Origin of the sequence: Pseudomonas sp. FP603, assembly GCF_030687415.1 — a bacterium.
Classification (GTDB): Bacteria; Pseudomonadota; Gammaproteobacteria; order Pseudomonadales; family Pseudomonadaceae; genus Aquipseudomonas; species Aquipseudomonas wuhanensis.
On sequence record NZ_CP117431.1, the window covers coordinates 1,946,876 to 1,970,024 of the forward strand.

Genomic DNA, 23,149 nt, shown 5'->3' on the forward strand with positions numbered 1-23,149 from the left:
CGTGAATGAGCCCGAGGAGAAGACGTGGATTCCCGATTGAATGCTTTTCTTGAACGCGCCGATGCCGTTCTGGCTCGTATCGAGCCGTTGCTTCCCGCGCCTCGGCAAGCCATCGACTGGACGCACTGCCTGGCCGCACGCTGGCAGCGCGAGGGGCGCAGCGGTTTTCTGTTGCCGCTGCAAGTGAGCCTGGACACGCGTTTGTCCGACTTGATCGGTGTTGACCGGCAACTGGAGCAACTGGGCCGCAACACCCGGCAGTTTCTCGACGGCATGCCGGCCAACCACGCTTTGCTCTGGGGTTCGCGTGGCACCGGTAAATCGTCGCTGGTGCGCGCCTTGCTGTCGGAACACGCCAAGAGCGGCCTGCGACTGATTGAGATCGAGCGCGATCATTTGGCTGACTTGCCGCGCGTGGTCGAGCAGATCGCCAAGTTGCCTCAGCGCTTTGTACTGTTCTGCGATGACCTGTCGTTCGAGTCGGGCGAGGGCGATTACCGCGTGCTCAAGAGCGTGCTCGATGGTTCGCTCGAACAGGCGCCAGACAACGTTCTGCTGTACGCCACCTCGAACCGTCGCCATCTGGTGCCGGAAAAGGAAAGCGATAACGAAAACTGGAAAAGGGTCGATGGCGAACTCCATCCCAGTGAGGCGGTGGAAGACAAGATCGCGCTGTCGGACCGTTTTGGTCTGTGGCTGTCGTTCTATCCGTTTACTCAGGAGCATTTCCTCAACGTCGTCGAACACTGGATCGGCCAATTGGCCGACAAGGCCGGCCTTGAGTGGCAGCGTGACGAAGAACTGGACATCCTCGCAGTGCGCTGGGCCACGGGCCGGGGCAATCGCAACGGACGTTGCGCGTATCAATTTGCCCGCTATTGGGTCGGGCTGAAGCTGTTGGAGCACAAGGCATGATCGATTTACAAAAGAGCGGCCAGGGCCTGGAGGGCTACGGCATGCTATGGGCACAGCTGGAATCATTGCTGGCAGACGAGCGTGATTTTATCGCCAACGCCGCACAATTTTCGGCGTTTCTGTTCAATCAGCTCGATGACCTGAACTGGGCCGGTTTCTACCTTAATCGCAACGAAGAACTGGTGCTTGGCCCGTTTCAGGGGCAGATCGCCTGTGTACGGATTCCATTCGGTCGCGGTGTGTGCGGAGCGGCGGCGGCCACCTTGCAGACTCAACGGGTTGAAGACGTACATGCGTTCCCCGGGCACATCGCGTGCGACAGTGCCTCGAACAGCGAGCTGGTGGTACCGCTGGTCAAGGACGGTCGACTGATCGGTGTGCTCGACCTCGACAGCCCGAAACTCGCGCGTTTTACTGCGGACGATCAGGCAGGTATCGAGCAACTGGCGGCGATTTTCCTGCGTCTGACCGACTGCTGATCAGGCCATCAAGCCGGCCTTGATCAGCAGGCTTGACGGGTCGACCGCATCAATCTGTCGTGGGTCGAGAAAACGGTTGGCGTACTGCAAATAGACTTCGTCATTGATGAACAGCCCGAACAACTCAGCGTCAATGTGGGCGTCACGGCACATAGTGGCCATGATGCCCAGCGCTTCGCTCAAGGACTTGGCTTTCTTGTAGGGGCGATCGGCGGCGGTCAGCGCTTCGAAAATATCGGCAATCGCCATCATCCGCGCTGGCAAACTCATGTCTTCGCGCTTCAACCGTTTGGGATAACCGGTGCCGTCCATTTTTTCGTGGTGGCCGCCGGCGATCTCCGCGATGTTACTGAGGTGGCCGGGGAAAGGCAGGTGACTGAGCATCAGAATCGTCTGCACCATGTGATGATTGATGATGTATCGCTCCTCGCGGGTCAGTGTGCCTCGGGTGATGCTCAGGTTGTAGAGCTCGCCCCGGTTGTACTTGTAGCGAGGTACGTCGAGCTTGAACCCCCAGGGATTGTCGGCCGGGATCAGTTCGCTGTCGGCGCGTTCGAGCAAGTGTTCGGGTTTATCCGCCAGCAGCGGCTCGCTGACTGGCAGGGTCGGCGTTGGGGTCCGGGCCTGGCGACGGTTCTCTTCCCACGAAACCCCAAGTCGATCATCCAGGGTTCGAGTCCAGGTGCGTTGGGCGATGGTGTTCAGGCGTTGCAGATCGGCCTCGGCCATAGCCTCGCTGCCGAGGTTGCAGCGGGCGATGAACGCGAAATCATCATCCAGCGCCGCCAGGTTCGCATTGCGCAATTGCGCCAGATGCTGCTCGTCACCTCCCAGGGCGATGGCCTGCCAATAGTTGATCCAGGCATCACGCTTGAGCACTTCGAAACGGGTACGGATTTCGTGGATGCGGTCGTTCAAGGTCTCAAGCTTGGTGGCTTTGTCGACCACGTATTCAGGGGTGGTGACCTTGCCGCAATCATGCAGCCAGGCAGCGATGTGCAGGGCTTCCCACTCATCGTCGGTGGGCTGATAGCTGCTGAAGGCCGGGTCCTGACTGGCTGCGGCCGCCTGCGCCAGCATCAGCGTCAGTTCCGGCACCCGCTGGCAATGACCACCGGTGTAGGGACTCTTGGCATCGATCGCGCCAGCCAGTAGTTGAATAAAAGAGTCCAGCAACTGTTTCTGTTTGGCTTGCAGGCGCTGACTTTCGATACTCACGGCGGCGGCACCGGAAACCGCCTGAAGAAATGCGATGCGATCCGGGCGAAGTTTTTCCAGGTCATCCTGCGTGCCGCTGTCGGCCAGCAACAGCACCAGCAGCCCGACGGTTTCGTTATGACGATTGTGCAGCCGGATACCGATCAGATGAACCCGTGGGTACTCCAATGCTAGCAAAACCTTCTGCAAATCCCCCGCTTCTTCGAAACCCAGGCTGGTGACGACATTGTTGGCGTTCGACAATGTCTGCATCCATTGAGGGCTCTGCGGACCCTGAGGTGTGTGTCCTTGAATGGCGAATGACGGCAATGCCTGTGAGCTGCCATTGATGACCAGCGCATGAGGCTCCACGCGATCGTCATCACTTTCCCGCAGGTAGAGCAGGCCGGCCTGGGCCTGGCCGATCTTCACGGTTTCAAACAACACCCGTTGCAGCAAGGGGGCGAAACGGGTCTCGGCGCTCAGGCTGTCGGTGATCCGGAAAAAACTCGCCAGGGTGTCTTTCATGCGTGCCATCGACACGCTCAGTTGGTCGACTTCAAGCACCGGCGAGCGACGGGAGGCCGGAAAATTGAAATCGAAACTGCGAATCGCATCGGCTTCCTGCACCAGGGCGCGCAAGGGTTTGACCAGGATTCTCGAGGTCAGCCAACCCATCGGCAGGCACAACAGCAGCGTCGCCAGGGTAATCAATGCGCCTTGCCAGCGCATACGGTAGGCATCCACGAGCAATTCGTCCTCCGGCACCAGTAGCGCCAATTGCAGCCCCTGCGGGCCACCCTCCTGGATGCTGCTGCGCGCCACGATCCATTGGCGGCCTGCGGCGTTCAGGCGTTTGACCTTGTGGGGGCTGGTGAGCAGGGCTGCGAGGGTGGGGCTCAGGTCTGCGGCTTTGATCAGCCGGGCCGACTGGTCGTCGACGATCAGTTTGCTGCTATCTGGGTAAGCGATGGCATTACCCTCGGCATCGAACAGCACAATTTCGGTACTGGGGGTCACCACATGGTCGGCCAGGGTCGCCGACAGTTCAGCCAGCGTAAGGTCGGCCCCCATCACCGCATGCTCGCCACTGCGCCGGGCCAGAGTGGTGCCGACGTTGTGGGTGGAGAAAAAAAGGTAGGGCTCGGTGGTGATCTGATCATGGTCGCCGCGGGCGCTGGAGAACCAGGCGCGGGCACGGGGATCGTAGGTTTCGTCGGGGTTGTCCTGACGGCTGATGAGGGCCAGGTTCTGATCGAAAAACAATGATTGGGAGCGGATCTGACCGCTGCCTGGGTGCTCGATGCTCCATACCTGAAACGCCGCCGTCTCCGGTGCCTTGACCAGCGTTTTCAAGGCGCCGGTGCGCAAAGGACGAACCATGAAGAAGTCGCCATTGCTGTAGCCCAGGTACAGCGAGGCCAGGTCGGGGTTGTCCTTGAGTGATTGGCTGAAGGGCTTGAGCAACGCCAGGCGCTGCTCAAGGTCGGGCGCCTGGGTCGCCGGATTGTCCGCCAGCAGGCTCAGCAGATGACGAATCGGCTGATAGGTGCGATGCAGGTCCAGACGGACATCCTGCTCGATGCGGTTGAAGAGCTTTTCGCTGCTGGAAAGAATGATCTGGGTGGTTTGCTGATAGTTGAAAATGCCCAGTACCACCCCGGCCAGTAGCAACAGGAAGGTGAACATCACGCTGATATGGATGTGCAGAGGGAACTGGCGTTGATCCGGGCGCAGTGGGCTGGGCATTGCAGCTTTCTCCATGATGATTAACTCACTGCTCAGCCTTCAAGCATAGTTAATGCTCCTTCATTTTGCTTTTGTCATGGCGTGCCATCTGTTGTTGCAATGCCTGCTCCAGTTCGAGCATGGCGCGCTCCATGGACTTGCTACAATCGGCCACTTCATTGTGGTGGAATCTGTTATTGCAGGCCTGTTCGAGCGCCTCGCAGCTGTCGATCAGTCGCGATGCCTGGACGATTCGGGCCGCGCCCTTGATTTTGTGGGCAATGTCGAGGAGTGACTGCCGGTCCTTTGACCCGGATAACGCCAGCAGCGCTTTGCAGTCCAGGCGATTGCTGTTCAGCAGTTCGGTCAACAATCGCTGGTTCAGTGTCGGGTTGCCACCGGTCAACAGGTGCAACCCTTCCAGACTGAAGGCCGGCTCGCGGACCGACGGCGTGATGCCTTCGACCCATTGGCTCAAGGCCGTCAGGCTGAGGGGTTTGAACAGGCAATCGTCCATCCCGGCCAGTTTGCAGCGTTGTCTTTCCTCAGGCTGCGCGTTGGCGGTGAAGCCCAGAACGGTACAGGGAGGGCGCTGCAGGTGCTGTTCATGTTGGCGAATGGCACGGACCAGCTCATATCCATTCATGATCGGCATGTTGCAATCGGCAATCACCAGGTCGAATGGCTGACTTTTCCATGCCTCGAACCCCGCCTCGCCATCCGCTGCGACGTTGAACCGATGCCCCAGAAACTCCAGTTGTTGGCACATCAGCAAGCGATTGGCCGGGTGATCATCGACCACCAGTACGTTCAAGGGGGCAGTGCTCGGGTGAATTTGCGGCTCGACAGGTTCCGGCATTCGTTCCGTCGGCAGGGTGGCCAGGTTCAGCGAAACCCTGACTTGGGTGCCGACTCCCGGCTGACTGTTCAATTGCAGGTTGCCGCCCATCATTTCACACAGATTGCGACTGATTACCAGGCCCAGCCCCGCACCGCCTCTGGCTGACTGGCCGGAGTTATCGGCCTGGACGAAAGGCTCGAACAACCGCTGTTGATCCTCCTCGCTGATCCCTGCGCCACTGTCTTCAACCCGCAACTGCAACTGGACCCGGTCGGGCGCGTCGGTCGGCTGCAACTCGACGTTGATCCTGACCTGGCCCTGTTGGGTGAACTTGATGGCATTGCTGATCAGATTGGACAGCACCTGCTTGAAACGCATCGGGTCCAACACGACATCGGTCGCCGGTTTGGCAGGACTGAATTGCAGTTGCAGTCCGAGATTTTTCTGTCGGGCCAACCCCTCGAAGATCCGCATCACCGACGCTACGGTTTCGGCCAGATTGACGCGCTCCGGGCTCAGGCTCAGACGTCCGGATTCGATGCGCGCAATATCGAGGATATCCCCGATCAGTTCCAGCAGGTCTTTCGCCGAGTGGTACGCGACGTCGATGGCGGGTCGATCCGGATGACTGTGATCGATACGTTTGAGTGTCAGTTCGAGCATGCCGATGATGGCATTCATGGGCGTGCGAATCTCATGGCTCATGGTCGCCAGGAAGGTGCTTTTAGCTCGGTTGGCAGCATCGGCCTGCTCTTTTGCGGCCCGCAGTTCATCGAACAGTTGCCGGCGTTCGCTGATGTCGATCCAGCCGCCAATGATGCCTTGTACGTCACCACTCGAGTCTCGATAGGGGAGAATCCAGTGATAGATCGTCAGCTTGCGGTCGTCGATGTGCAACGGACGGTCGAGAATCAGCGGTGTTCCCTCGGTCATGACGCGCTGGTAGTCCGCCTGATATTCCCGTGCTTCGAAGGCGTTTCCGAGGCTGCCTTGCATGACACCTTTACCGATGATGTCTTCGCGTTTCGCGCAGAAGGTTGCCAGGTAACTGTCGTTGCAGCTTTGCAGCAATCCCTGGCGATCACGCACGTAAATGGGATGAGGTGTGCCATTGACCAGCGATCGCATGAACTCCAGTTGATCGTTCAATGCGCGCTCGGCCGCCTGCCGCTGTTTTATCTGGCGTCTCATGTAGGCGTTCCAGGCAACGGATATCAGCAGCAACACGCCGGCGCTGATAACGATCTGATAGAACACTCGGTGATAGTTACGCCAGGTACTTTGCGTGACCGCTGAATAACCACGCCAGCGGTTGTTGATGATCCCCAGCTCTTCCGGTGCGATGCTCAGCAGTGCCTTGTCGAGGATGGCATTCAGTTCTTTGGCGTCGCGTCCGGTCGCCAGGGAAAACGCTGCCTGTCGGGTGCCAATGGTGGTGGTGATCTGAAGTGTCTGTTCGAAGATCCGCGATGAGATGAAGTAGTTGGCGATCACCAGAGAGTTCACTGCACCTTCTGCCTGGCCCTCGGCGAGCAACTCCACGGCACTGAACGTGTCCGGGGTTTCAACCAGATTGATCCGCGGAAACTCGCTGCGCAGGTAGTCCACCAGTGGATTGCCTTTGGCGATGGCCAGGCGTTTGTCCTGCAGTTGCGTGAGGTTTGTCGGGCTGTCGGCCGCTTTGCGCGTCAGCAGTACAAAGGAATTTTCCAGATAGGGGCGGCTGAAGTTCAACATCGTTTCACGTTGGACGCTGGGGAGCAGGGCAGCGATCAGGTCGGCCTGATGGTTAGCGATCTGCTCGATCATCTCGTCATCGCTGCGGCTGCGCTGGATTTCGAAACGCAAACCGGTGCGCAATCTGATCAGCTCGAGCAGATCAGCCGTGACGCCTCGAAAGTTGCCGTCGCTGTCAAAAAACGTCAGCGGCGCAAACGCTTCATTGACCACGACGCGCACGACCGGATGTTGTGCCAGCCAGCGTTCTTCGCGGTGGCTGAGTTGCAGTTTGTGATCGGTAAGAAGAATGTCGCTGCCGGCACTCCAGCGTTTGGCGATGTTTTCTCGCTCGCTGGTGGGGATGGCCTTGAGTACCGCGTTGATGATCGTGAGCAGATTCGGGTTGCCCTTTTGCACGGCAAAGCTGAAACCATGGGCTTCGTGTTTACCGAAGTTGGCCATGCGGATGTTGTTCAGATACCCCTTGTTGATCATGTAGTGGGTTGAAATGGTGTCGCCGAGAAAAACGTCGGCCTGGTCGAAGGCAACCGCATTGATCGCATTCTGGTAGGACGGATAGGAGGTGATGATTGCCTTCGGATACAGCGCCCTGACCTCGTCCAGAGGCAGATAGTGATACACCATGCTCAGCCGCATGCCGGCAAGTCCATCGGTCAGCGATCTGGTTTCTCCTTCTCGTGTCACCAGCACGGGTTGATCCACCGCATAAGGCGTGGATAGGGCAATGTCGGCATTGTCGGCCTCGAACCCATTGGCGGTGCCAAGCATGTCGACCTGGCCTTTTTCCAGCGCCTCGATCGCGCTCCCCCGGGAGGCGAAGCGCTGAATCTTGACCGGTAACCCTATGGCCTTGCCGAGGATGCCTGCGTAATCGGCGGTGAAACCTTCATAGTCATGGCCGCTGAGGGTCAGGTCGAAAGGAGGATAATCCGGGGCCGATGTACCCAGGATCAATTCACGTTTGTCTTTAACCCATTGTCGTTGTGAGGCATCCAGTTGGACTTCCATGTGCCCGGCCGTCGAGCGACTGAGCAGAGTGTAGTGCTCGCTGGCTGTCTGAGCCGCGAGTACTGAGGTGCTCAGGCATAAACCCGCGGCCATGAGTATTAGGCAATCCTTGAAACGACTGGGCATCCTGTTTCTCACACTAATGCGTTACGTTTTGCCATATCGATGAGTTCAACCAGGGATTTGGCTTTGAGTTTTTGCATGAGTCGTTTTTTATAAGTGCTGACTGTTTTGTTGCTGAGAAACATGCCTCTGGCGATTTCTTTGTTGGTGCGACCCTGAGCGAAAAGTTGTAATACCATCAGCTCTCGATCATTAACGGATTTAAATAATTCCAGGTCGGCCCAGCGCTCATCGTCACGACGAACAGGGTTCAAGGCTTGACTGGGGAAATAGTTGTAACCTGATAAGACCGCTTTGATCGCACTCATCAGTTCACTGAGGTCTTCTTGTTTGCAGACATATCCCGATGCACCGGATTGCATGCAGCGAATACCGAAAAGTGTCGGGCACTGTGCAGTTAATACCAGTGTTTTTAAGGGTGTGCTCATGGCGTTGAAACGGGAGAGAACTTCCAGCCCATCCAGTTTGGGAATGCTGATGTCGAGGATGATCAGGTCAGGCATGCATTCGCGAACCATCTGCATTGCATCGACCCCATTATCAGTTTCGCCGACGACTTTGTAACCTTCATGTTCCAGCAGCATTCGAACGGCAAGGCGGATAACAGGGTGATCGTCGACAATAAAAACGGAGTTCATAATCAAATCCCATACGTGCACAAATAAAGCGCGCACCTTAGCTCAGATAGTTGAGGGGGCGCATGAACTGATGTGGCTGTAGTGGCATTATAGGAAAAGTCCTACAACCGAAGAAGAACAGGACTACGTATCAACTAGGTTTTGCATGAGGAAGGGCAAAAGTTCGGTGGGGATAGTCAAGAGGTTGAAAGCGCTGAGTTAGAGGTGTGAATCTATGTTTTGGTCATGATTTTAGTGTGTTTGGTTTTTTTCATTTTTATGGTGAGGCCAAGGTCAACAAATTTCTGAAGTCTGATTGTTTCAATGGCTTGATCAAGTAACCGAGCAAGGGCAGTCCATGCTCGTAGGCCATTACTTTAAGTTCGTCCAGTTCGACGGATGTCAGGCTGCTCAGAAGTATTGCCTGTCTGATCATCCCCCGGTGACTGGCGTATTCGATCAAATCGAGGCCTGGAAGGTCGGGCAGGCATTGGTCGCACAGAAGGATATCGAATGGTTGCGCAGCCTTGAGCATTTGTTGCAAGGCGCCTTTGGCACTGTCAGTGGCGGTCAGTTGGGTGAAGCCATAACTCTCGAGCAGGTATTGAGTCGCCCGTAGCTGAAAGGGATGATCTTCCACCAGCAAAATGCGCCAATCATGTTTGAACATAGGAGTTTTCATGCGCCATCTGTCGAGCAGGGGGAGTGCGATTATTTCGCGAGACGGCCGAACAATCGATCAGTCAGCTCTGCACAAGGTGTAGGGCGATTCTGTCGACGTTGAAATACAGATGAATGTCGAGAGGCTCGATCAGCCGTTCAGGCGTCTGACACGGCTGATCGAGGCGCTTTTATCCGTGGCTTGAACGACCGGTCATTTCCAGCGCCATTTCACTGGCATAGCTGTCGGTCATGCCGGCGATGAAATCAATCATGCGCAAGAAGGAGGTGTGTAATGGGCCATGAGGATCGGGCGCATTGTTGCCCAACAGGTCGAGTATGCGACGGCTCTTGAAGGATGGCGTACGGCCGTTGTGCTGCTCCAGTGCCGCGCCGCAAAAGGCGTTGAGCAGAATTTCCAGGGTGGTGTAGGCGCCGATTTCATGGAGCGTCTTGCGCTTGTCCTGGAAGATTTTTTTGCGCGCCATGTCCTTGGCATTCAAGACGCAGCGTTTGGCGGGGCCGTGCATGTGTTCCACCAGGTCGCCAGGCAACGTGCCGGCCAGCAGCGCATCCTGTTGCTCGACGAACGCTCGGGCTGCTGCGTTGGTCAGGTGTTCGATGGCTTTGCCCCGCAGGATCGCCAGTTTGCGCCGACGCGAATCCTGCGGACCGAGTTGGCGATAGGTTTGCGGGAGGTCATCGCCCACCAGGTTCAGCAGCAGGGACTCGACTTCGGTGTATTCCAGCAGTTCCATCTCCAGGCCATCTTCCAGATCGATCAGCGCATAGCAGATGTCGTCGGCGGCCTCCATCAGATACACCAGTGGATGGCGCGCCCAGCGCTGTTCGTCCAGCTGGGGCAGGCCGAGTTTATGAGCGATTTGCTCCAACAGCGGCAGTTCGCTCTGATAGCAGCCGAACTTGTGCTTCTTGTAGCCCAGTGAGTCGGCGTGTCGAGCAGTCCATGGGTATTTCAGGTAGGTGCCCAGAGTGGCGTAGGTCAGCCGGGTTCCCCCTTCGAACTGGTGGTATTCAAGCTGGGTAAGCACCCGGAAACCTTGGGCATTGCCTTCGAAATTGAGGAAGTCATTGCGTTCGGCTTCGCTCATCGCATCCAGCCAGCCACGGCCTGCGGCCTGCTGGAACCAGTGGCGGATCGCGTCTTCACCGGAATGACCGAAGGGCGGATTACCGATGTCATGGGCCAGGCAAGCCGATTGCACTACCATTCCCAGGTCGCTTGGTTCGCACCAGTCGGGCAGGGCGCTACGGATGGTTTCACCTACGCGCATGCCCAGCGAACGACCAACGCAACTGACTTCCAGCGAGTGGGTCAGGCGCGTGTGGATGTGATCGTTGCTGGAGACCGGATGGACCTGGGTCTTGCGCCCGAGACGGCGAAACGCGCCCGAAAAAATGATGCGGTCGTGGTCTTTATGGAAAGGGCTGCGGCCGAGTTCTTCCGGGCTGTGCACAGGCTTTCCGAGGCGTTCGCGGGTAAGCAGGGTTTGCCAATCCAAGGCTGGTTTCTCCGTCAGGTGACTGATTCCCTAGCTTCCCGGTTCGCGTCGGTCCGTGCAAGAAGAACTACAGCCCCGCGGCATCGATATCGAGCGGATTAACCTCTCGATAAAGAGGTTAATCCTTGTGGTGGGACCGATTAGTGTTTGCGCGAGTTCTGCATGATCAGCTTGATCAGTGGCCCCAGCGTGACGCCCAAGCGAGCCAGAGTCAGGTTGCCGATACCGCCACCCTTGGCACCCTTACCGGTCAGAAAGCCCAACCCGATCACGGCCGCGATGCCCCAGAGCGGGGCGTGTTTGATACCGAGGCCGTCTTGCAGGTTTTGCGTCATGCCACGCACCCGTTGCAGGGGGGTGCAGCAGGTGTTGGGATTCGTGGCGAATTTCCTGGCGATGCATTTCCATGCGCAGGCGAATCAGCGCCTTGCGCATTTCTGTGCGCGAGCTGTTGCGGGGAAGTTCAGGCATGTTCATGGCAACAGACGCTCCCGATCATTGGCCAACTCTTCCAGGGTGCCGTGGAAGGGCGAGGACTCATCGAAAATCGCTGCTCTCAAGCGCATCGCACAGAACAACGCCGCGAGGGTATAGAACACACAAAGCCCGATGATTGCTGCCAGGCGATAGGTGTCCCAAAACAGGATCAACACCAGCGTCGACAAGCCCACCAGCAATAACAAGGCAAAGACCAGCGTCAGGCCGGCAAACAGTAACAGGCTTACGGTGCGTGCTTTTTGTTCCTGCAATTCAATGCCGAACAGTTCGACATGACTGTGCAGCAGTCCAAGAAACGCGGCACCGAGGCGCCGCGGTGATGAGCCGGTGCCCGTCGCGGACGGGCCGGATTCGCCGATCGCCATATCAGCGCCGAGTGGCTAGCAGGCCAATCAGGAAACCCACGCCAGCCGCGATTCCGACCGATTGCCATGGGTTGGCCTGGACGTAATCTTCCGTGGCAGTGACAGCCGCTTTGCCGCGCTCGCGCACAGAGTCTTCGGTCAATCTCAGGGTTTCCCGCGCGCGCAGCAGACTGTCATGGATCTGCTGGCGCAACTCATCGGCTTGATCGCCAGCCAGGGATTTGGTGTGTTCCAGCAACCTTTCAGTGTCGGTGACCAGCGTCTGAAAATCTTCCATCAGAACTTCTTGAGCAGTCTTTGCTGTGGTGCGTGCCATTGGTGATCTCCGTAAGTGGCTTCTGAAGCGTTCGAGTATGAGCCTTGCGTGAAGGTTCAGTACAAATGACTGGTACAACTTTTGCTGTGTCGTGGTGCGTCAGCCTGCGCCATTGCGCTGTTGCCGGGCATGATTTCAGGAAAACCTTAACTCAAATAATCAAAACTCGCGCAGAGGCAGCGGTTTTGTGCGCCAAACCGGTTCATCCAGATCAGCGCTGCGGTCTGGGTGAGCTGCAACTTGGTGCGTAAGCCATCTGCGCGAACTGCTTTGGTGCTTTTTTCAGCCTTCAGGTCTGCCAATCCATGGAAAATCTGCAAAGTGCTGTGGACAGTCTGGTCCATAGCTCCAATACGTTGTTCATCCTTATCGGTGCGGTCATGGTCCTGGCCATGCACGCCGGTTTCGCCTTTCTCGAGGTGGGTACGGTTCGACAAAAGAACCAGGTCAATGCCTTGTCGAAGATCCTCAGCGACTTCGCCATTTCGACCCTGGCCTACTTCTTTATAGGCTATTGGATTTCTTATGGGGTCACTTTCATGCAACCGGCGGCGGTGATTACTGCCGACCATGGCTATGGGCTGGTGAAATTTTTCTTTCTGCTGACCTTTGCTGCGGCAATACCGGCAATCATTTCCGGTGGCATCGCCGAGCGCGCCCGGTTCGTCCCGCAGTTGTGTGCGACGGCGCTGATCGTGGCGTTCATCTATCCCTTCTTCGAAGGCATGATCTGGAATGGCAACTTTGGTCTGCAAGCCTGGTTGCTGGAACGTTTTGGCGCCAGCTTCCATGACTTCGCAGGCTCCGTGGTGGTTCATGCCATGGGCGGCTGGCTGGCACTCGCGGCGGTGTTGTTGCTCGGCCCAAGGCAAGGTCGTTATCGCGACGGACGACTGGTGGCATTCGCACCGTCGAGCATTCCCTTTCTCGCGTTGGGTTCGTGGATTTTGATCGTCGGCTGGTTCGGTTTCAACGTGATGAGCGCCCAGACCCTGCAAGGGGTCAGCGGGCTGGTGGCGGTGAACTCGCTGATGGCTATGGTCGGCGGTACCGTGTCAGCGTTGATCGTCGGGCGCAATGACCCGGGCTTCCTGCATAACGGCCCATTGGCCGGGTTGGTGGCGATCTGCGCCGGTTCGGACTTGATGCATCCGGTGGGCGCATTGGTGACCGGTGCCATCGCCGGGGCTCTGTTTGTCTGGTGCTTTACCGCGGCTCAAGGCAAATGGCATATCGATGATGTGCTGGGCGTCTGGCCTCTGCATGGACTGTGCGGTGTCTGGGGCGGAATCGCTTGCGGCATCTTTGGTCAAGCCGCCTTGGGTGGTTTGGGGGGCGTGAGCCTGGTCAGCCAGTTGATCGGCACTTCTCTGGGGGTGATTGTGGCGCTGGCCGGCGGTTTTGCGGTGTATGGCGTGATCAATGCGTTGTTTGGTCTGCGCCTGAGCCAGGAAGAGGAGTATTACGGCGCGGACTTGTCGGTGCACAAGATCGGTGCCGTGAGTCAAGATTGAATCACTGTTCCTCATCGTCAGCACCGGGGTAAAAACCGTGCAGCAGGCGATAACGGTCACGCCGTACCTGGTCGACCCGGTCTCGCACCTGCTGGCCGGGTATGCCCAGCATGATCAGCGCGTGTGAGGCAAGCATCAGGCTCGACTCCAGCAACTCGGGTACGACTTCGCTGGCGCCAGCCGCCTTCAACTCGGCCAACTGACTGTCGTCCCGTGTGCGCACCAGGATCGACACACTCGGGTTGAAGCGGCGTGCTTCCTTGAGTATCAATAGTGCGATGTCCGTCTTGTCCACGGCGACCACCAGCAGTCTGGCGCGTTCCAGCCCTATCGCGACCAGCAGCTCGCCGCGACGTGAGTCGCCGTAATGAACACAGCGTTCATTGACGGCTGCTTCCTGAACCCGCACCGGGTCGGTATCCAGCGCAATGTAAGGTTGATCTACATTACGCAAAACCCGCCCGATGGACTGACCTACGCGACCGTAGCCACAAATCACTACGTGATTGTGCAAGCCCGCGTTGAGCGCACTGATTTCTTCGAGTTCGGCTTCTTCGTTGGGCTTGTGGTGCAGGCGCGTGGCGATGTGGGGCGCGGCGCGCAGCAGTAAAGGCGTCATCAGCATCGAGCAGAACGTGGCGGCCAGCAGCAGGCCACCGAAGTCGGCGGGCATCAGTTTGCTCTGCTGCATCTGCGCCATCAGGGCAAAGCAGAATTCGCCCCCTTGAGCCAATGCCAGGCCGCTGCGCCAGGCGGTTTCGACATCGCTGCCGCGCCATTTGACCAGCAGCGCGACCACGGTGCCTTTGATCAGCAGCAATCCCAGCGTCAGGCCGAGAATCAGCAGGCCGTGGCTGGCAAACAGCCGTAAGTCGATCAGCATGCCGATGCTGACGAAGAACACCCCAAGCAGAATGTCGCGGAACGGACGGATGTCCGCCTCGATCTGATGTCGGTAGTGGCTTTCGCCTAGCAGCATGCCGGCGAGAAAGGCGCCCAGGGCTGGGGAGAGGCCAAGCAAGTGAGTCAGCCAGGCCGTCAGCAAAACGATCACCAGCGCCAATAGCACGAACAGCTCTGCGGAGCGGGACGCGGCGACTTCATGGAACAGCCGTGGCAGAAACCAGCGACTGACCAGCAGCAGACAGACGAATAGCACCATGGTCTTGCCCAGCGTCAATGGCAGCGCCCAATACCAGGCCTGATCGCTGCTGCCGGCGAACACCGGCACCAGGGTCAGCAGCAACACCGCGACCACGTCCTGGAACAACAACACGGCGATGGCATTCTGGCCGTGGCGGCTGAAAAGCTCACCGAGGCTGCCCAACTCCTTGCTGACAATGGCGGTGGACGACAGCGCCAAACCGGTACCGAGTAACAGTGCAGGTATGGTTGGCATGCCAAACAGCATCAGCAACCCCCCCAGCACTATCCCGCAAAGCAGCACTTGCAGGCTGCCCAGGCCAAATACCACTTGGCGCAGTGCAAACATTTTCGACAGGGAAAACTCGAGCCCGAGGGAGAACAGCAAGAACACCACGCCCAACTCGGCAAGGTCGGGCAACTCTTCGCTTTCATTCACCCAGTTGAACGCGGTCGGCCCGATCATCAGCCCTACGCACAGGTAGCCCAGCACCGGTGGCAAGCGCAGGCGCTGGAACAGTGCAATCACCACCAGAGAGGAGGTGAAGATGATCAACAGATTGGCGAACACAAAAAACTCCGGTGAGGGTTCTGGCTACTCAAGCGTAGAGGCAAAAAAGAGGCGAGCATCGCGCAAGTGACAGTCGAGGCGAATGATTTGCGTCAGGAGTTTGCCGAAATCTCTTGAAATCAGCCATTGCTCAGACAGATCGGGCAGCGGCTCGACGGCTTTTGATAGCGGGCCTAGAATGAGCGCTTACTTCGATGGGTCTTGTTGTCATGCCTCCTGAATGTCGCCTATTCGGCACCCTTGGTTGCCATCTTTGTGAAGTCGCCGAAGCACTTCTGATGCCCTTTGTCGAAAACGGTTTGTTGGTGGAGTTGGTCGACATCGCCGAAAACGAAGACTGGGTCGAAGACTATGGTTTGCGTATACCGGTGCTGCGGCGTCTTGATAACGGCGCTGAACTCGATTGGCCCTTCGATGCGGATCAGGTTGTAGCGTTCCTGAGCCGCGACGCCGGTTGAAGACGCCCCACCTGTCGCAGTCCTCGTTTCATCCATTGGCGAAAGGTTGGTTATTCGGTTACTGTATGGGCATACAGTTATTCAGATTGCCTGCCATGCGTTCCCTGTTTCGGGTTTGGCAGCCGATCCCGGACGTCAGAGGGATGAGCCTTGGTCAATGTCGAACAATTGAAAAACAGCGTGAACCGGATGTCGGCGGACGTGGTGCGTGAGGCCGTCCTCGAATTGCGTTTGGATGGCCTGGTCACGGAGGGGAAAACGCCCTTCAACAAATTGCATTTCAATACCTGTTTCGCCGAAATTGAAGCCTTGTTCCAGCGTGCGGGCTATCACCGACAACTGGACGTCGTGGGCTATCAGGGTTTGTTGTATGCGCTTTATGATCCGGGTCGCTGGGAAGCGGTCGATGTGCTGCGCTGGCTCAAGGAGTTCACCGAAGCGGCTGCTCGAACACAGTCGATACCGGCCTGAGGATTCTCTTCTAGGTTCGTTCCGGCCACTGTTGGATAATGGCGCCCTGCATTGAGGGTTAGAGCTTTTCGTATGTCCATTTCATCTTTTTCTGCTGCACATAACCAGGCCAGCACGCTCTATCTGCCGCCGGGGCCGTGGCAGACCGTACTCGATTGCCTGTGCGAGCACTTCAGCGCCATCGGTCGTGAACAATGGCTGGACAGAATTGCTCGCGGTCGTGTCCTCGATGGGCAAGGGCTGCCGATCGCCCTGGACCTGCCTTACAAGGAAGGTCTGCGGATTCATTATTTTCGTGAGGTGCCGGACGAAAAAACGATCCCGGTGGTGGAGTCGATCCTCTATGCCGACGAGCATCTGGTGGTAGCAGACAAACCACACTTTCTGCCCGTGACTCCGGCGGGCGAATACGTGGAGCAGACATTGCTGCGGCGGCTGATCCGTCGCCTTGATAACCCGCATCTGGTGCCTTTGCATCGCATTGACCGGCATACGGCGGGGCTGGTGCTTTTTTCAGCCAACCCTCAGAGTCGGTCGGCGTATCAGTCATTATTTCCTACACGCCAGATCGAAAAGCGCTATGAAGCAATCGCCCGGGCATTGCCGGAACATTCCTTCCCGTTGGTCCATAAAAGTCGACTTGTCGATGGCGAGCCGTTTTTTCGCATGCAAGAAGGTCCGGGTGTCAGCAATACCGAGACGGCTGTCGAGGTCAGGGAAAAAAACGGTGAACTCTGGCGTTATGCGCTGTACCCGGTGACGGGCAAGAAACATCAGTTGCGAGTTCACATGACCGCCCTGGGGGCCAGCATCTGCAATGACCCGTTCTATCCGCAGGTGCTCAAGGACGTAGAAGATGACTATGCCAACCCCTTGAAGCTATTGGCTCAGGGGCTGCGATTTGTTGATCCGGTCACGGGGCAGGAAAGAGAATTCGAAAGCACCATCACCTTGCAGTGGTGATCACAGGGCTAACGACTCTGCTTTTCTTCAGTCACGAAAAAGCCCGCTTTTAAAGCGGGCTTTTCTGTATCCGGTTGTCGCCGTAAAGATTACAGATCTTTAACGGTACGGACCTGATCTTTGTTGACGCGGGTGTGCTTGCCATCCAGTTGTTCGAATTCGTAAAAGCCCGATTCTTCATCGTACTTAGGCGCGTCGACGGCCTGGATTTCTCGACCGTCATTCAAGGTGATCACTGTAGGCGATGCGCAACCGGCGAGGGTCGCAAGGCCCAGTGCGAGCATGAAAGTGGCGAGGGTCCGTTGAGTCATGAGTGTGTCTCCGAATGGGAATTCTTTTGATTGCTGAGCTTGAGACGTATACAACGCGCGCAAGTTCCTTCGCGTGTCAGTCTGACACAGTGCGGTGTGTGCTTAACAGTTCTGGCGTATTGAGATTGGCCAGGCGAGGGTCGTTATCCGGGCATTGCAGGGCTGTGGCGCCTAGTTTGCGCATAAGGCGGCCCGGGCTGCGCTCGCCTTCGTTCCAGGCGGTCTCGAAAGCTGCTGAAAGGGCGACGGGAATCATGCACAGCAAGGGTTCCCAGTGTTCGCCATGGCGCAGCATCAGCGGTTTGTCCGGATGTTGCCCGGCGGTTTCACGCATGCTCTGGAGCAGCGCGGCATCGATGCGTGGCACATCGCAGGGCAGCACCAGCAGATGAGGGTGGCGGGCAGCTTTCAGGCCTGCGCGAATACCTGCCAATGGTCCCGGAAAGTCGCCTTCGTCGTCATGGACCAACTGATCCGCATAAGGCGCATATTTTTCCAGGTTTCTGTTGCAGGAGATGATCAGGTCATCACTCAGCGGGCGCGTCTTACGGTGTAGATGCGCGATCAGTGGCTCGCCGTGCCAATCCAGCAAACCCTTGTCCTGACCACCCATGCGTTGGCCGCGACCGCCGGCCAGGAGCAGAATGGAGCAAGGCGCCAGAGGTGTATTCGAAGTCATCGCACTTCTCCATGGGGGCGGCGAATAAATGAGGCGCTGTGATATAACACCGGGCTGTTTCTCCTACAACTGGACGAGCCTATGAAAGCCAAGGCTGATGTACCTTTCGCACCGCTCAACATCGCGGTGCTGACTGTCAGCGATACCCGTACCCTGGAAACCGATACCTCAGGCCAGGTCTTCGTCGACCGTTTGAGCGCTGCGGGTCATAACCTGGCGGCCCGTGTGCTGCTTAAAGATGACCTCTACAAAATTCGCGCGCAAGTCGCCAACTGGATTGCCGATGAGGTCGTGCAAGTGGTGTTGATCACCGGCGGTACCGGGTTCACCGGTCGCGACAGCACGCCCGAAGCCGTGAGTTGCTTGCTGGATAAACAGGTGGATGGTTTTGGTGAGTTGTTCCGGCAGATATCGGTAGCGGATATCGGCACCTCGACGGTTCAGTCCCGGGCCTTGGCGGGGCTGGCCAATGGCACGCTGGTGTGCTGTTTGCCGGGCTCCACCAATGCGGTGCGCACCGGTTGGGACGGCATTCTTGCCGAGCAACTGGATTCGCGTCACCGTCCGTGCAATTTCGTGACCCATCTGAAACAGGCGGCACCCTGTGAATCCCGGGGGTAAGCCAGGCAAGACTGGCAGTCTGATGGCTGTCGAGGTGGCACTGGCGCGTTTACTGGAAATGGCTGACGCCTCGAAGATTGGTGAGCACGAATGCTTGCCGTTGGCACAGGTTCAGGGGCGTGTACTGGCCACTGACCTGGTCTCGACACTTGATTTGCCGCCTTGGCCCAACAGTGCAATGGACGGTTATGCCTTGCATTTGGCCGACTGGACGGGAGAGCCGTTGGTGGTCAGTCAGAAGATTTTTGCAGGCCAGGCCCCTGAGCCCTTGAAGCCGGGTACCTGTGCGCGGATCTTCACCGGCGCGCCTGTGCCCGCAGGTGCCAACTGTGTCGAGATGCAGGAGAACGTCGAGGTTCAGGCGGATGAACGGGTGCGTTTCACCGAGACCATGACCCCAGGAAAGAACATCCGTCCACAAGGCCAGGAAGCCACCGTTGGTGAGCTGATCTTGCCCGCCGGAACGCGTCTGGGGCCAATCGAGCAGGGGCTGGCGGCATCGCTGGGATGCGCTGAGCTGGACGTGGTTCGCAAAATTCGTGTTGCGGTATTGTCTACCGGTGATGAGTTGATTGAGCCAGGTCAGGTCCTTGGGCCGGGACAGATCTACAACAGTAATCGGGTATTGCTCTGTAGCTGGTTGCAGCGCTTGGGTTGTGAGGTGATCGATGCCGGCATTCTTCCCGATGATTTAGCGACCACTCGTGCCCGCCTTGGTGAGTTAAAGGATGTCGACCTGATTCTCTCGACCGGTGGCGTATCGGTGGGAGAGGCCGACTTCCTGGGCATTGCCTTGCGGGAAGAGGGCGAATTGACTCTGTGGAAGCTTGCCATCAAACCAGGCAAACCACTGACGTTCGGGCATTTTCGTGGCGTGCCTGTGATTGGTTTACCCGGCAATCCGGCATCGACCCTGGTGACTTTTGCTCTGTTGGCAAGGCCTTACCTTTTGCGCCGCCAAGGCGTAAAAGAGGTTGAGCCCCTGAAGTTTCAGGTGCCGGCAGGGTTTGTCTGGCCAAAGGCCGGCAACCGACGTGAGTACTTGCGCGGACGTCTGGAGAATGGCCGGGCAATCATCTACAGGAATCAGAGCTCTGGCGTACTGCGCAGTGCTGCCTGGGCTGACGGTCTGGTTGAAGTGCTGGAAGACCGTACGCTGATCGAGGGTGATTGTGTGAGCTTCATCCCGCTGAGTGAAGTCTTGAGCTGATACAGGTACTGGTATTCCCACGCAAGCCCGGTTGATCGCATTGGGCTTGCGTGCATGACCATTCCTTAACGTGCCAGAAGTGTCACGACCTGGTCGAAGCGGCTGTTGGCGATCCAGGCCAGAAGCCCCAGGATCACGGCTGTTCCACCAGCTGAATAGGCAAGCCGGTGTTTGATGGATTTGACGTCATCCCGGACTTCATCCATGTCTCTTCGGATGTACTTGAGGTGTGTCTCCAGTTCAATGACGCGAGGTTCCATATCAACTTCTCCGGCGGATTTTGCGCTGTTTTTGAGTTCAGCCTGATGATTGGCGCGATTTTCTGCGAACGGCGCGACCGGAGTTACCGGTAGTCTGAGGTCATGGCTTTGCATGGAGTAACTGGCTCCTTGCGTTAAAACCATTCAAGTGGTCGATGCCGTTGTTGCTTGCGCTTGTTGAGGCCCTTAAGGGGGTTCCATTCATTGTTTTTCACGTCCCTGTGTAAATTAACGGGTGATGACTGATACCGAGACACAACGGTGTACCAATTGCCCGGTTGGGTCAATTGAGCCGATTCCTCACGTTTTGTAAGAAAAAATACCGCTCTGTAGGACTCACGTTTCCTTCCCTTGGAAATAATTAAAATCCTTTCGACTTTTATGAGGGGCTGCGAGGTCAACATGTCCCATGGATATGCGGATATGGGAGTGGCAAAAATGAGCGAGCGCAAGGCGCTGTTGATTCTACATGGCAAGCAGGCACTCAATGAGGAGGTCCGTGCAGCCGTCGAAGGCAAGCGCCAGCAGGGCTGGGAACTGGCTGTTCGACTGACCTGGGAGGCCGGTGATGCGCAGCGGTTGGTGGATGAAGCGCTGACGGCAGGCTATACGCAGCTGATTGCCGGCGGCGGTGATGGCACCTTGCGTGATATCGCCGAAGCCATGGCAGCGCATTCGACGCAGGCCAGCCTGGTGCTTTTGCCCTTGGGCACCGCCAACGATTTTGCTCGCGCTGCCGGTGTGCCTCTGGAGTCCGCTCAGGCGTTGGACCTTCTGGAGGCTGCCCCGCGAGCCATTGATCTGGGAGAAGTCGGCGGGCAGGTTTTCCTGAACATGGCCACTGGCGGCTTTGGCAGTCAGGTCACGGCCAATACCTCCGAGGATCTGAAAAAAATTCTTGGAGGCGCCGCTTATCTCTTCACGGGTTTATCACGCTTCAGTGAGTTGCATGCGGCCTATGGCGAGTTGCAGGGGCCGGATTTTCACTGGCGCGGCGAATTGTTGGCATTAGGCATTGGCAATGGTCGACAGGCTGGCGGTGGTCATGTGTTGTGCCCGCAGGCGCTGGCTGACGATGGTCTGCTGGATATCAGCATTTTGCCCGCGCCACAGGAAGTGGTCGGTACCTTGAAAGACCTGCTGAGCGATGGCTTTGGAATCGACAACATGTTTGTGCGAGCTCGCTTGCCATGGGTCGAGATCAAGGTCTCGGAGGGCCTTTATATCAACCTTGATGGGGAACCTCTGGAGGGCGATAGCCTGCGTTTCTCGGCGCGCCCGGCGGCATTGCGTGTGCATTTGCCCGAGGGCTCGCCACTGCTGAGCGTCTCGAACCCAGCTAATCGTCCAGACTGATGATTTGTTCGCGCACGGCGAACAGCACCAGGCCGGCCACATCATAGATCTGCAAGCGTTTCATGATCTGTGAGCGGTGCGTTTCGACGGTCTTGATGCTCAGACCCAGGCCATTGGCGATTTCCCGGGTGGATTTTCCGCGAACAATCAGTCGCAGAATTTCCAGCTGGCGTGCCGTCAGGTTGTGCGAGTCTTGGGGTTGCGCCTGATTATTCTGGGTTCGGGTCAGTGCCTGGTTGATGACGGTATGGGCAATGGCCGGGCTCAGGTAGCGTTCGTTATTGCGCAAGGCATCCAGGGCATGTTCGAGCTCGGTGGCCGTGGTGTCCTTGAGCAGGTAGCCATGCGCCCCTGATTCCAGTGCCTGCATGATGAGCGCCGGGTCGGTATGCATCGACAGGATGAGCACTTTGCACTGCGGACGTACTCGCTTGAGTCGCTGCAAGGCTTCAAGGCCACCGGTTTCCTTCATGGAGATATCCAGCAGAATGATGTCCGGGGATAGCTGTTCGACCATTTCGACCAACTGCGAGCCGTCATTGGCCTCCCCGACTACCGCATAGCCGGGAATATCCAGCACCAGAGCGCGCACGCCAGCCCTGATAAGTGAGTGGTCGTCCACCAGAAGTAAGTTACAAGTCAATGCATAACCTTATTCGTACTGGCCCGTTCTAGCGCGCGGGGCGCCCAGGGGAAGAGTGCTTCTATTTGAGTGCCTTTGCCCGGTTCGCTGGTCACGGTCAGTGTGCCACCTAACTGATCGATCCGTTCCGACATCCCGGCCATTCCCCGTTGCCCTTCGCGAGCGGGATCTGCCGCTGGCGCGAAACCCAGGCCATCGTCGCTGATCAACAGCGTCAGGCCTTGGGGCAGGCGTTGCAGGCGGATCAATAGATTTCTGGCCTCGGCGTGACGCAGTATATTGGTAACGGCTTCTTGAGTGATTCGAAAAGCTGCCACCGCTATTTCCTCCGGTATGCCCGTCAGGCGTTGATGGCATTCCAGGCTCCAGTGCACGGAGGTATTGGCCAGGGTCCTGAGTAAATGTGCTCGCAGGCTGGCTTCCAGCCCGAGACTGGCCAGTTGCCGCGGATTGAGGATGGCCGAGACGTCGCGAACCTTGGCCAGGGTTTCGTCCAGCGTATCGCAGAGTACCGAACACTGACCCTGCAGTTCTTCGGGCAATCGACGTTTGAGCCATTCACCTTGAAGTTTTGCGGCGGTCAGCAATTGACCAATGTCATCATGCAGCTCTCGACTGAGCCGGTGGCGTTCGTTTTCCTGCACTTGCAGCAGACGGTCAGCCAGTTCTTGAGGTTGAAACTTTATCGATTTGCGCGAGAGACAATGTCCCACCCAGACACAGGCCAACGCCGCACTGTTGAGCACCAGCAGACTCACCGGCAGAGGGATGGACAAGCTATAGACCAGCAGGCTGCCAAGCGCCGAGCAGATGCACAGAAAAAGCGTGAACCGGCGCGCGTTTTTTCGGGAGGGTGGCCACAGGGTAATTGACTTGAGGCTGGCGTACATAGCGGATGGAGCCAATGGATGTTCGCTGCGGGCAGACCGGCCATTTAGG

Annotated in this window: 22 protein-coding genes and 1 pseudogene; 9 read left to right on the forward strand and 14 right to left on the reverse strand. The window is 57.5% G+C overall.

All coding sequences use genetic code 11. The annotated features are described in order from the left end of the window. The first annotated feature begins 24 nt into the window (after positions 1 to 24). Together PSH65_RS08955 and PSH65_RS08960 are read left to right on the forward strand one after the other, a co-directional pair. The gene (locus tag PSH65_RS08955) at positions 25 to 915 is read left to right on the forward strand and encodes an ATP-binding protein (protein WP_305425872.1); all 891 of its coding nucleotides are present in this window, start codon (positions 25 to 27) and stop codon (positions 913 to 915) included. Beyond that, complete coding sequence (locus PSH65_RS08960; protein ID WP_007940023.1) at positions 912 to 1,394, forward strand: GAF domain-containing protein; 483 nt, start codon at positions 912 to 914, stop codon at positions 1,392 to 1,394. The genes PSH65_RS08955 and PSH65_RS08960 overlap by 4 nt, the downstream gene beginning before the upstream one ends. Here the strand turns inward: PSH65_RS08960 and PSH65_RS08965 are convergent, their stop codons facing one another. From PSH65_RS08965 to PSH65_RS09000, 8 genes and pseudogenes are all read right to left on the reverse strand, one after another. After that, positions 1,395 to 4,340 (reverse strand): HD domain-containing phosphohydrolase, encoded by a 2,946-nt coding sequence (locus PSH65_RS08965; RefSeq protein ID WP_305425873.1) that lies wholly within the window; start codon positions 4,338 to 4,340, stop codon positions 1,395 to 1,397. A 49-nt stretch (positions 4,341 to 4,389) separates the two neighbouring features. Beyond that, entirely contained in the window at positions 4,390 to 8,034 is a 3,645-nt protein-coding gene (locus PSH65_RS08970) for a transporter substrate-binding domain-containing protein (RefSeq protein ID WP_305425874.1), read from the reverse strand. A gap of 8 nt (positions 8,035 to 8,042) precedes the next feature. Continuing rightward, a complete protein-coding gene (locus tag PSH65_RS08975) occupies positions 8,043 to 8,669 on the reverse strand; it encodes a response regulator transcription factor (RefSeq protein ID WP_305425875.1) in 627 nt (208 codons plus the stop codon). Between the two features lie 256 nt (positions 8,670 to 8,925). Then, positions 8,926 to 9,330 (reverse strand): response regulator, encoded by a 405-nt coding sequence (locus PSH65_RS08980; RefSeq protein ID WP_305425876.1) that lies wholly within the window; start codon positions 9,328 to 9,330, stop codon positions 8,926 to 8,928. Positions 9,331 to 9,499: 169 nt separating this feature from the next. Continuing rightward, positions 9,500 to 10,831 carry a deoxyguanosinetriphosphate triphosphohydrolase gene (locus PSH65_RS08985; protein WP_305425878.1) on the reverse strand — a complete coding sequence of 444 codons (1,332 nt, stop codon included), beginning with the start codon at positions 10,829 to 10,831 and terminating at the stop codon, positions 9,500 to 9,502. 140 nt (positions 10,832 to 10,971) lie between these two features. Further along, a pseudogene (locus tag PSH65_RS08990) lies at positions 10,972 to 11,308 on the reverse strand (hypothetical protein). Next, positions 11,305 to 11,694 carry a phage holin family protein gene (locus tag PSH65_RS08995; RefSeq protein WP_007895049.1) on the reverse strand — a complete coding sequence of 130 codons (390 nt, stop codon included), beginning with the start codon at positions 11,692 to 11,694 and terminating at the stop codon, positions 11,305 to 11,307. Before PSH65_RS08995 ends, PSH65_RS08990 begins: the two are co-directional and overlap by 4 nt. 1 nt (position 11,695) lies before the next feature. After that, a complete protein-coding gene (locus PSH65_RS09000) occupies positions 11,696 to 12,010 on the reverse strand; it encodes a YqjD family protein (protein ID WP_008009371.1) in 315 nt (104 codons plus the stop codon). A 305-nt stretch (positions 12,011 to 12,315) separates the two neighbouring features. Between PSH65_RS09000 and PSH65_RS09005 the strand changes: the two genes are divergently transcribed. After that, on the forward strand, positions 12,316 to 13,524 hold the full coding sequence (locus PSH65_RS09005) for an ammonium transporter (protein WP_305425879.1): 1,209 nt from the start codon (positions 12,316 to 12,318) through the stop codon (positions 13,522 to 13,524). Position 13,525: 1 nt separating this feature from the next. Here the strand turns inward: PSH65_RS09005 and PSH65_RS09010 are convergent, their stop codons facing one another. Further along, positions 13,526 to 15,238: a monovalent cation:proton antiporter-2 (CPA2) family protein gene (locus PSH65_RS09010; RefSeq protein ID WP_305425881.1), complete on the reverse strand. Its 1,713-nt coding sequence runs from the start codon at positions 15,236 to 15,238 to the stop codon at positions 13,526 to 13,528. Between the two features lie 209 nt (positions 15,239 to 15,447). Here PSH65_RS09010 and PSH65_RS09015 point away from each other — a divergent pair, with 209 nt between their 5' ends. From PSH65_RS09015 to PSH65_RS09025, 3 genes are all read left to right on the forward strand, one after another. Continuing rightward, positions 15,448 to 15,696 carry a glutaredoxin family protein gene (locus tag PSH65_RS09015; protein WP_301271539.1) on the forward strand — a complete coding sequence of 83 codons (249 nt, stop codon included), beginning with the start codon at positions 15,448 to 15,450 and terminating at the stop codon, positions 15,694 to 15,696. 150 nt (positions 15,697 to 15,846) lie between these two features. After that, positions 15,847 to 16,167 carry a hypothetical protein gene (locus tag PSH65_RS09020; protein WP_007895054.1) on the forward strand — a complete coding sequence of 107 codons (321 nt, stop codon included), beginning with the start codon at positions 15,847 to 15,849 and terminating at the stop codon, positions 16,165 to 16,167. 72 nt (positions 16,168 to 16,239) lie between these two features. Next, complete coding sequence (locus tag PSH65_RS09025) at positions 16,240 to 17,130, forward strand: pseudouridine synthase (RefSeq protein WP_305425883.1); 891 nt, start codon at positions 16,240 to 16,242, stop codon at positions 17,128 to 17,130. Between the two features lie 89 nt (positions 17,131 to 17,219). Here PSH65_RS09025 and PSH65_RS09030 read toward each other — a convergent pair whose 3' ends face one another. After that, positions 17,220 to 17,441 carry a YgdI/YgdR family lipoprotein gene (locus tag PSH65_RS09030; RefSeq protein WP_007895056.1) on the reverse strand — a complete coding sequence of 74 codons (222 nt, stop codon included), beginning with the start codon at positions 17,439 to 17,441 and terminating at the stop codon, positions 17,220 to 17,222. Positions 17,442 to 17,517: 76 nt separating this feature from the next. Then, positions 17,518 to 18,120 carry a molybdenum cofactor guanylyltransferase MobA gene (gene mobA, locus PSH65_RS09035; protein WP_305425884.1) on the reverse strand — a complete coding sequence of 201 codons (603 nt, stop codon included), beginning with the start codon at positions 18,118 to 18,120 and terminating at the stop codon, positions 17,518 to 17,520. Positions 18,121 to 18,201: 81 nt separating this feature from the next. On the opposite strand from mobA, the gene moaB reads away from it, so the two are divergent. Together moaB and glp are read left to right on the forward strand one after the other, a co-directional pair. Then, positions 18,202 to 18,741, forward strand: a complete 540-nt coding sequence (moaB, locus tag PSH65_RS09040; RefSeq protein ID WP_007940044.1) for a molybdenum cofactor biosynthesis protein B — start codon at positions 18,202 to 18,204, stop codon at positions 18,739 to 18,741. Next, complete coding sequence (gene glp, locus PSH65_RS09045; protein ID WP_305425885.1) at positions 18,725 to 19,951, forward strand: gephyrin-like molybdotransferase Glp; 1,227 nt, start codon at positions 18,725 to 18,727, stop codon at positions 19,949 to 19,951. The genes moaB and glp overlap by 17 nt, the downstream gene beginning before the upstream one ends. Positions 19,952 to 20,016: 65 nt before the next feature. Here glp and PSH65_RS09050 read toward each other — a convergent pair whose 3' ends face one another. Next, a complete protein-coding gene (locus tag PSH65_RS09050) occupies positions 20,017 to 20,325 on the reverse strand; it encodes a hypothetical protein (protein ID WP_305425886.1) in 309 nt (102 codons plus the stop codon). A gap of 324 nt (positions 20,326 to 20,649) precedes the next feature. Between PSH65_RS09050 and yegS the strand changes: the two genes are divergently transcribed. Then, positions 20,650 to 21,567 carry a lipid kinase YegS gene (yegS, locus tag PSH65_RS09055; protein WP_305425887.1) on the forward strand — a complete coding sequence of 306 codons (918 nt, stop codon included), beginning with the start codon at positions 20,650 to 20,652 and terminating at the stop codon, positions 21,565 to 21,567. On the opposite strand, the gene PSH65_RS09060 is transcribed toward yegS, so the two are convergent. Then, positions 21,551 to 22,210: a response regulator transcription factor gene (locus PSH65_RS09060; protein ID WP_305425889.1), complete on the reverse strand. Its 660-nt coding sequence runs from the start codon at positions 22,208 to 22,210 to the stop codon at positions 21,551 to 21,553. The two genes, yegS and PSH65_RS09060, sit on opposite strands and share 17 nt — an antisense overlap. Next, the gene (locus tag PSH65_RS09065; RefSeq protein ID WP_305426961.1) at positions 22,207 to 23,100 is read right to left on the reverse strand and encodes a sensor histidine kinase; all 894 of its coding nucleotides are present in this window, start codon (positions 23,098 to 23,100) and stop codon (positions 22,207 to 22,209) included. Before PSH65_RS09065 ends, PSH65_RS09060 begins: the two co-directional genes overlap by 4 nt. Positions 23,101 to 23,149: the final 49 nt, after the last annotated feature.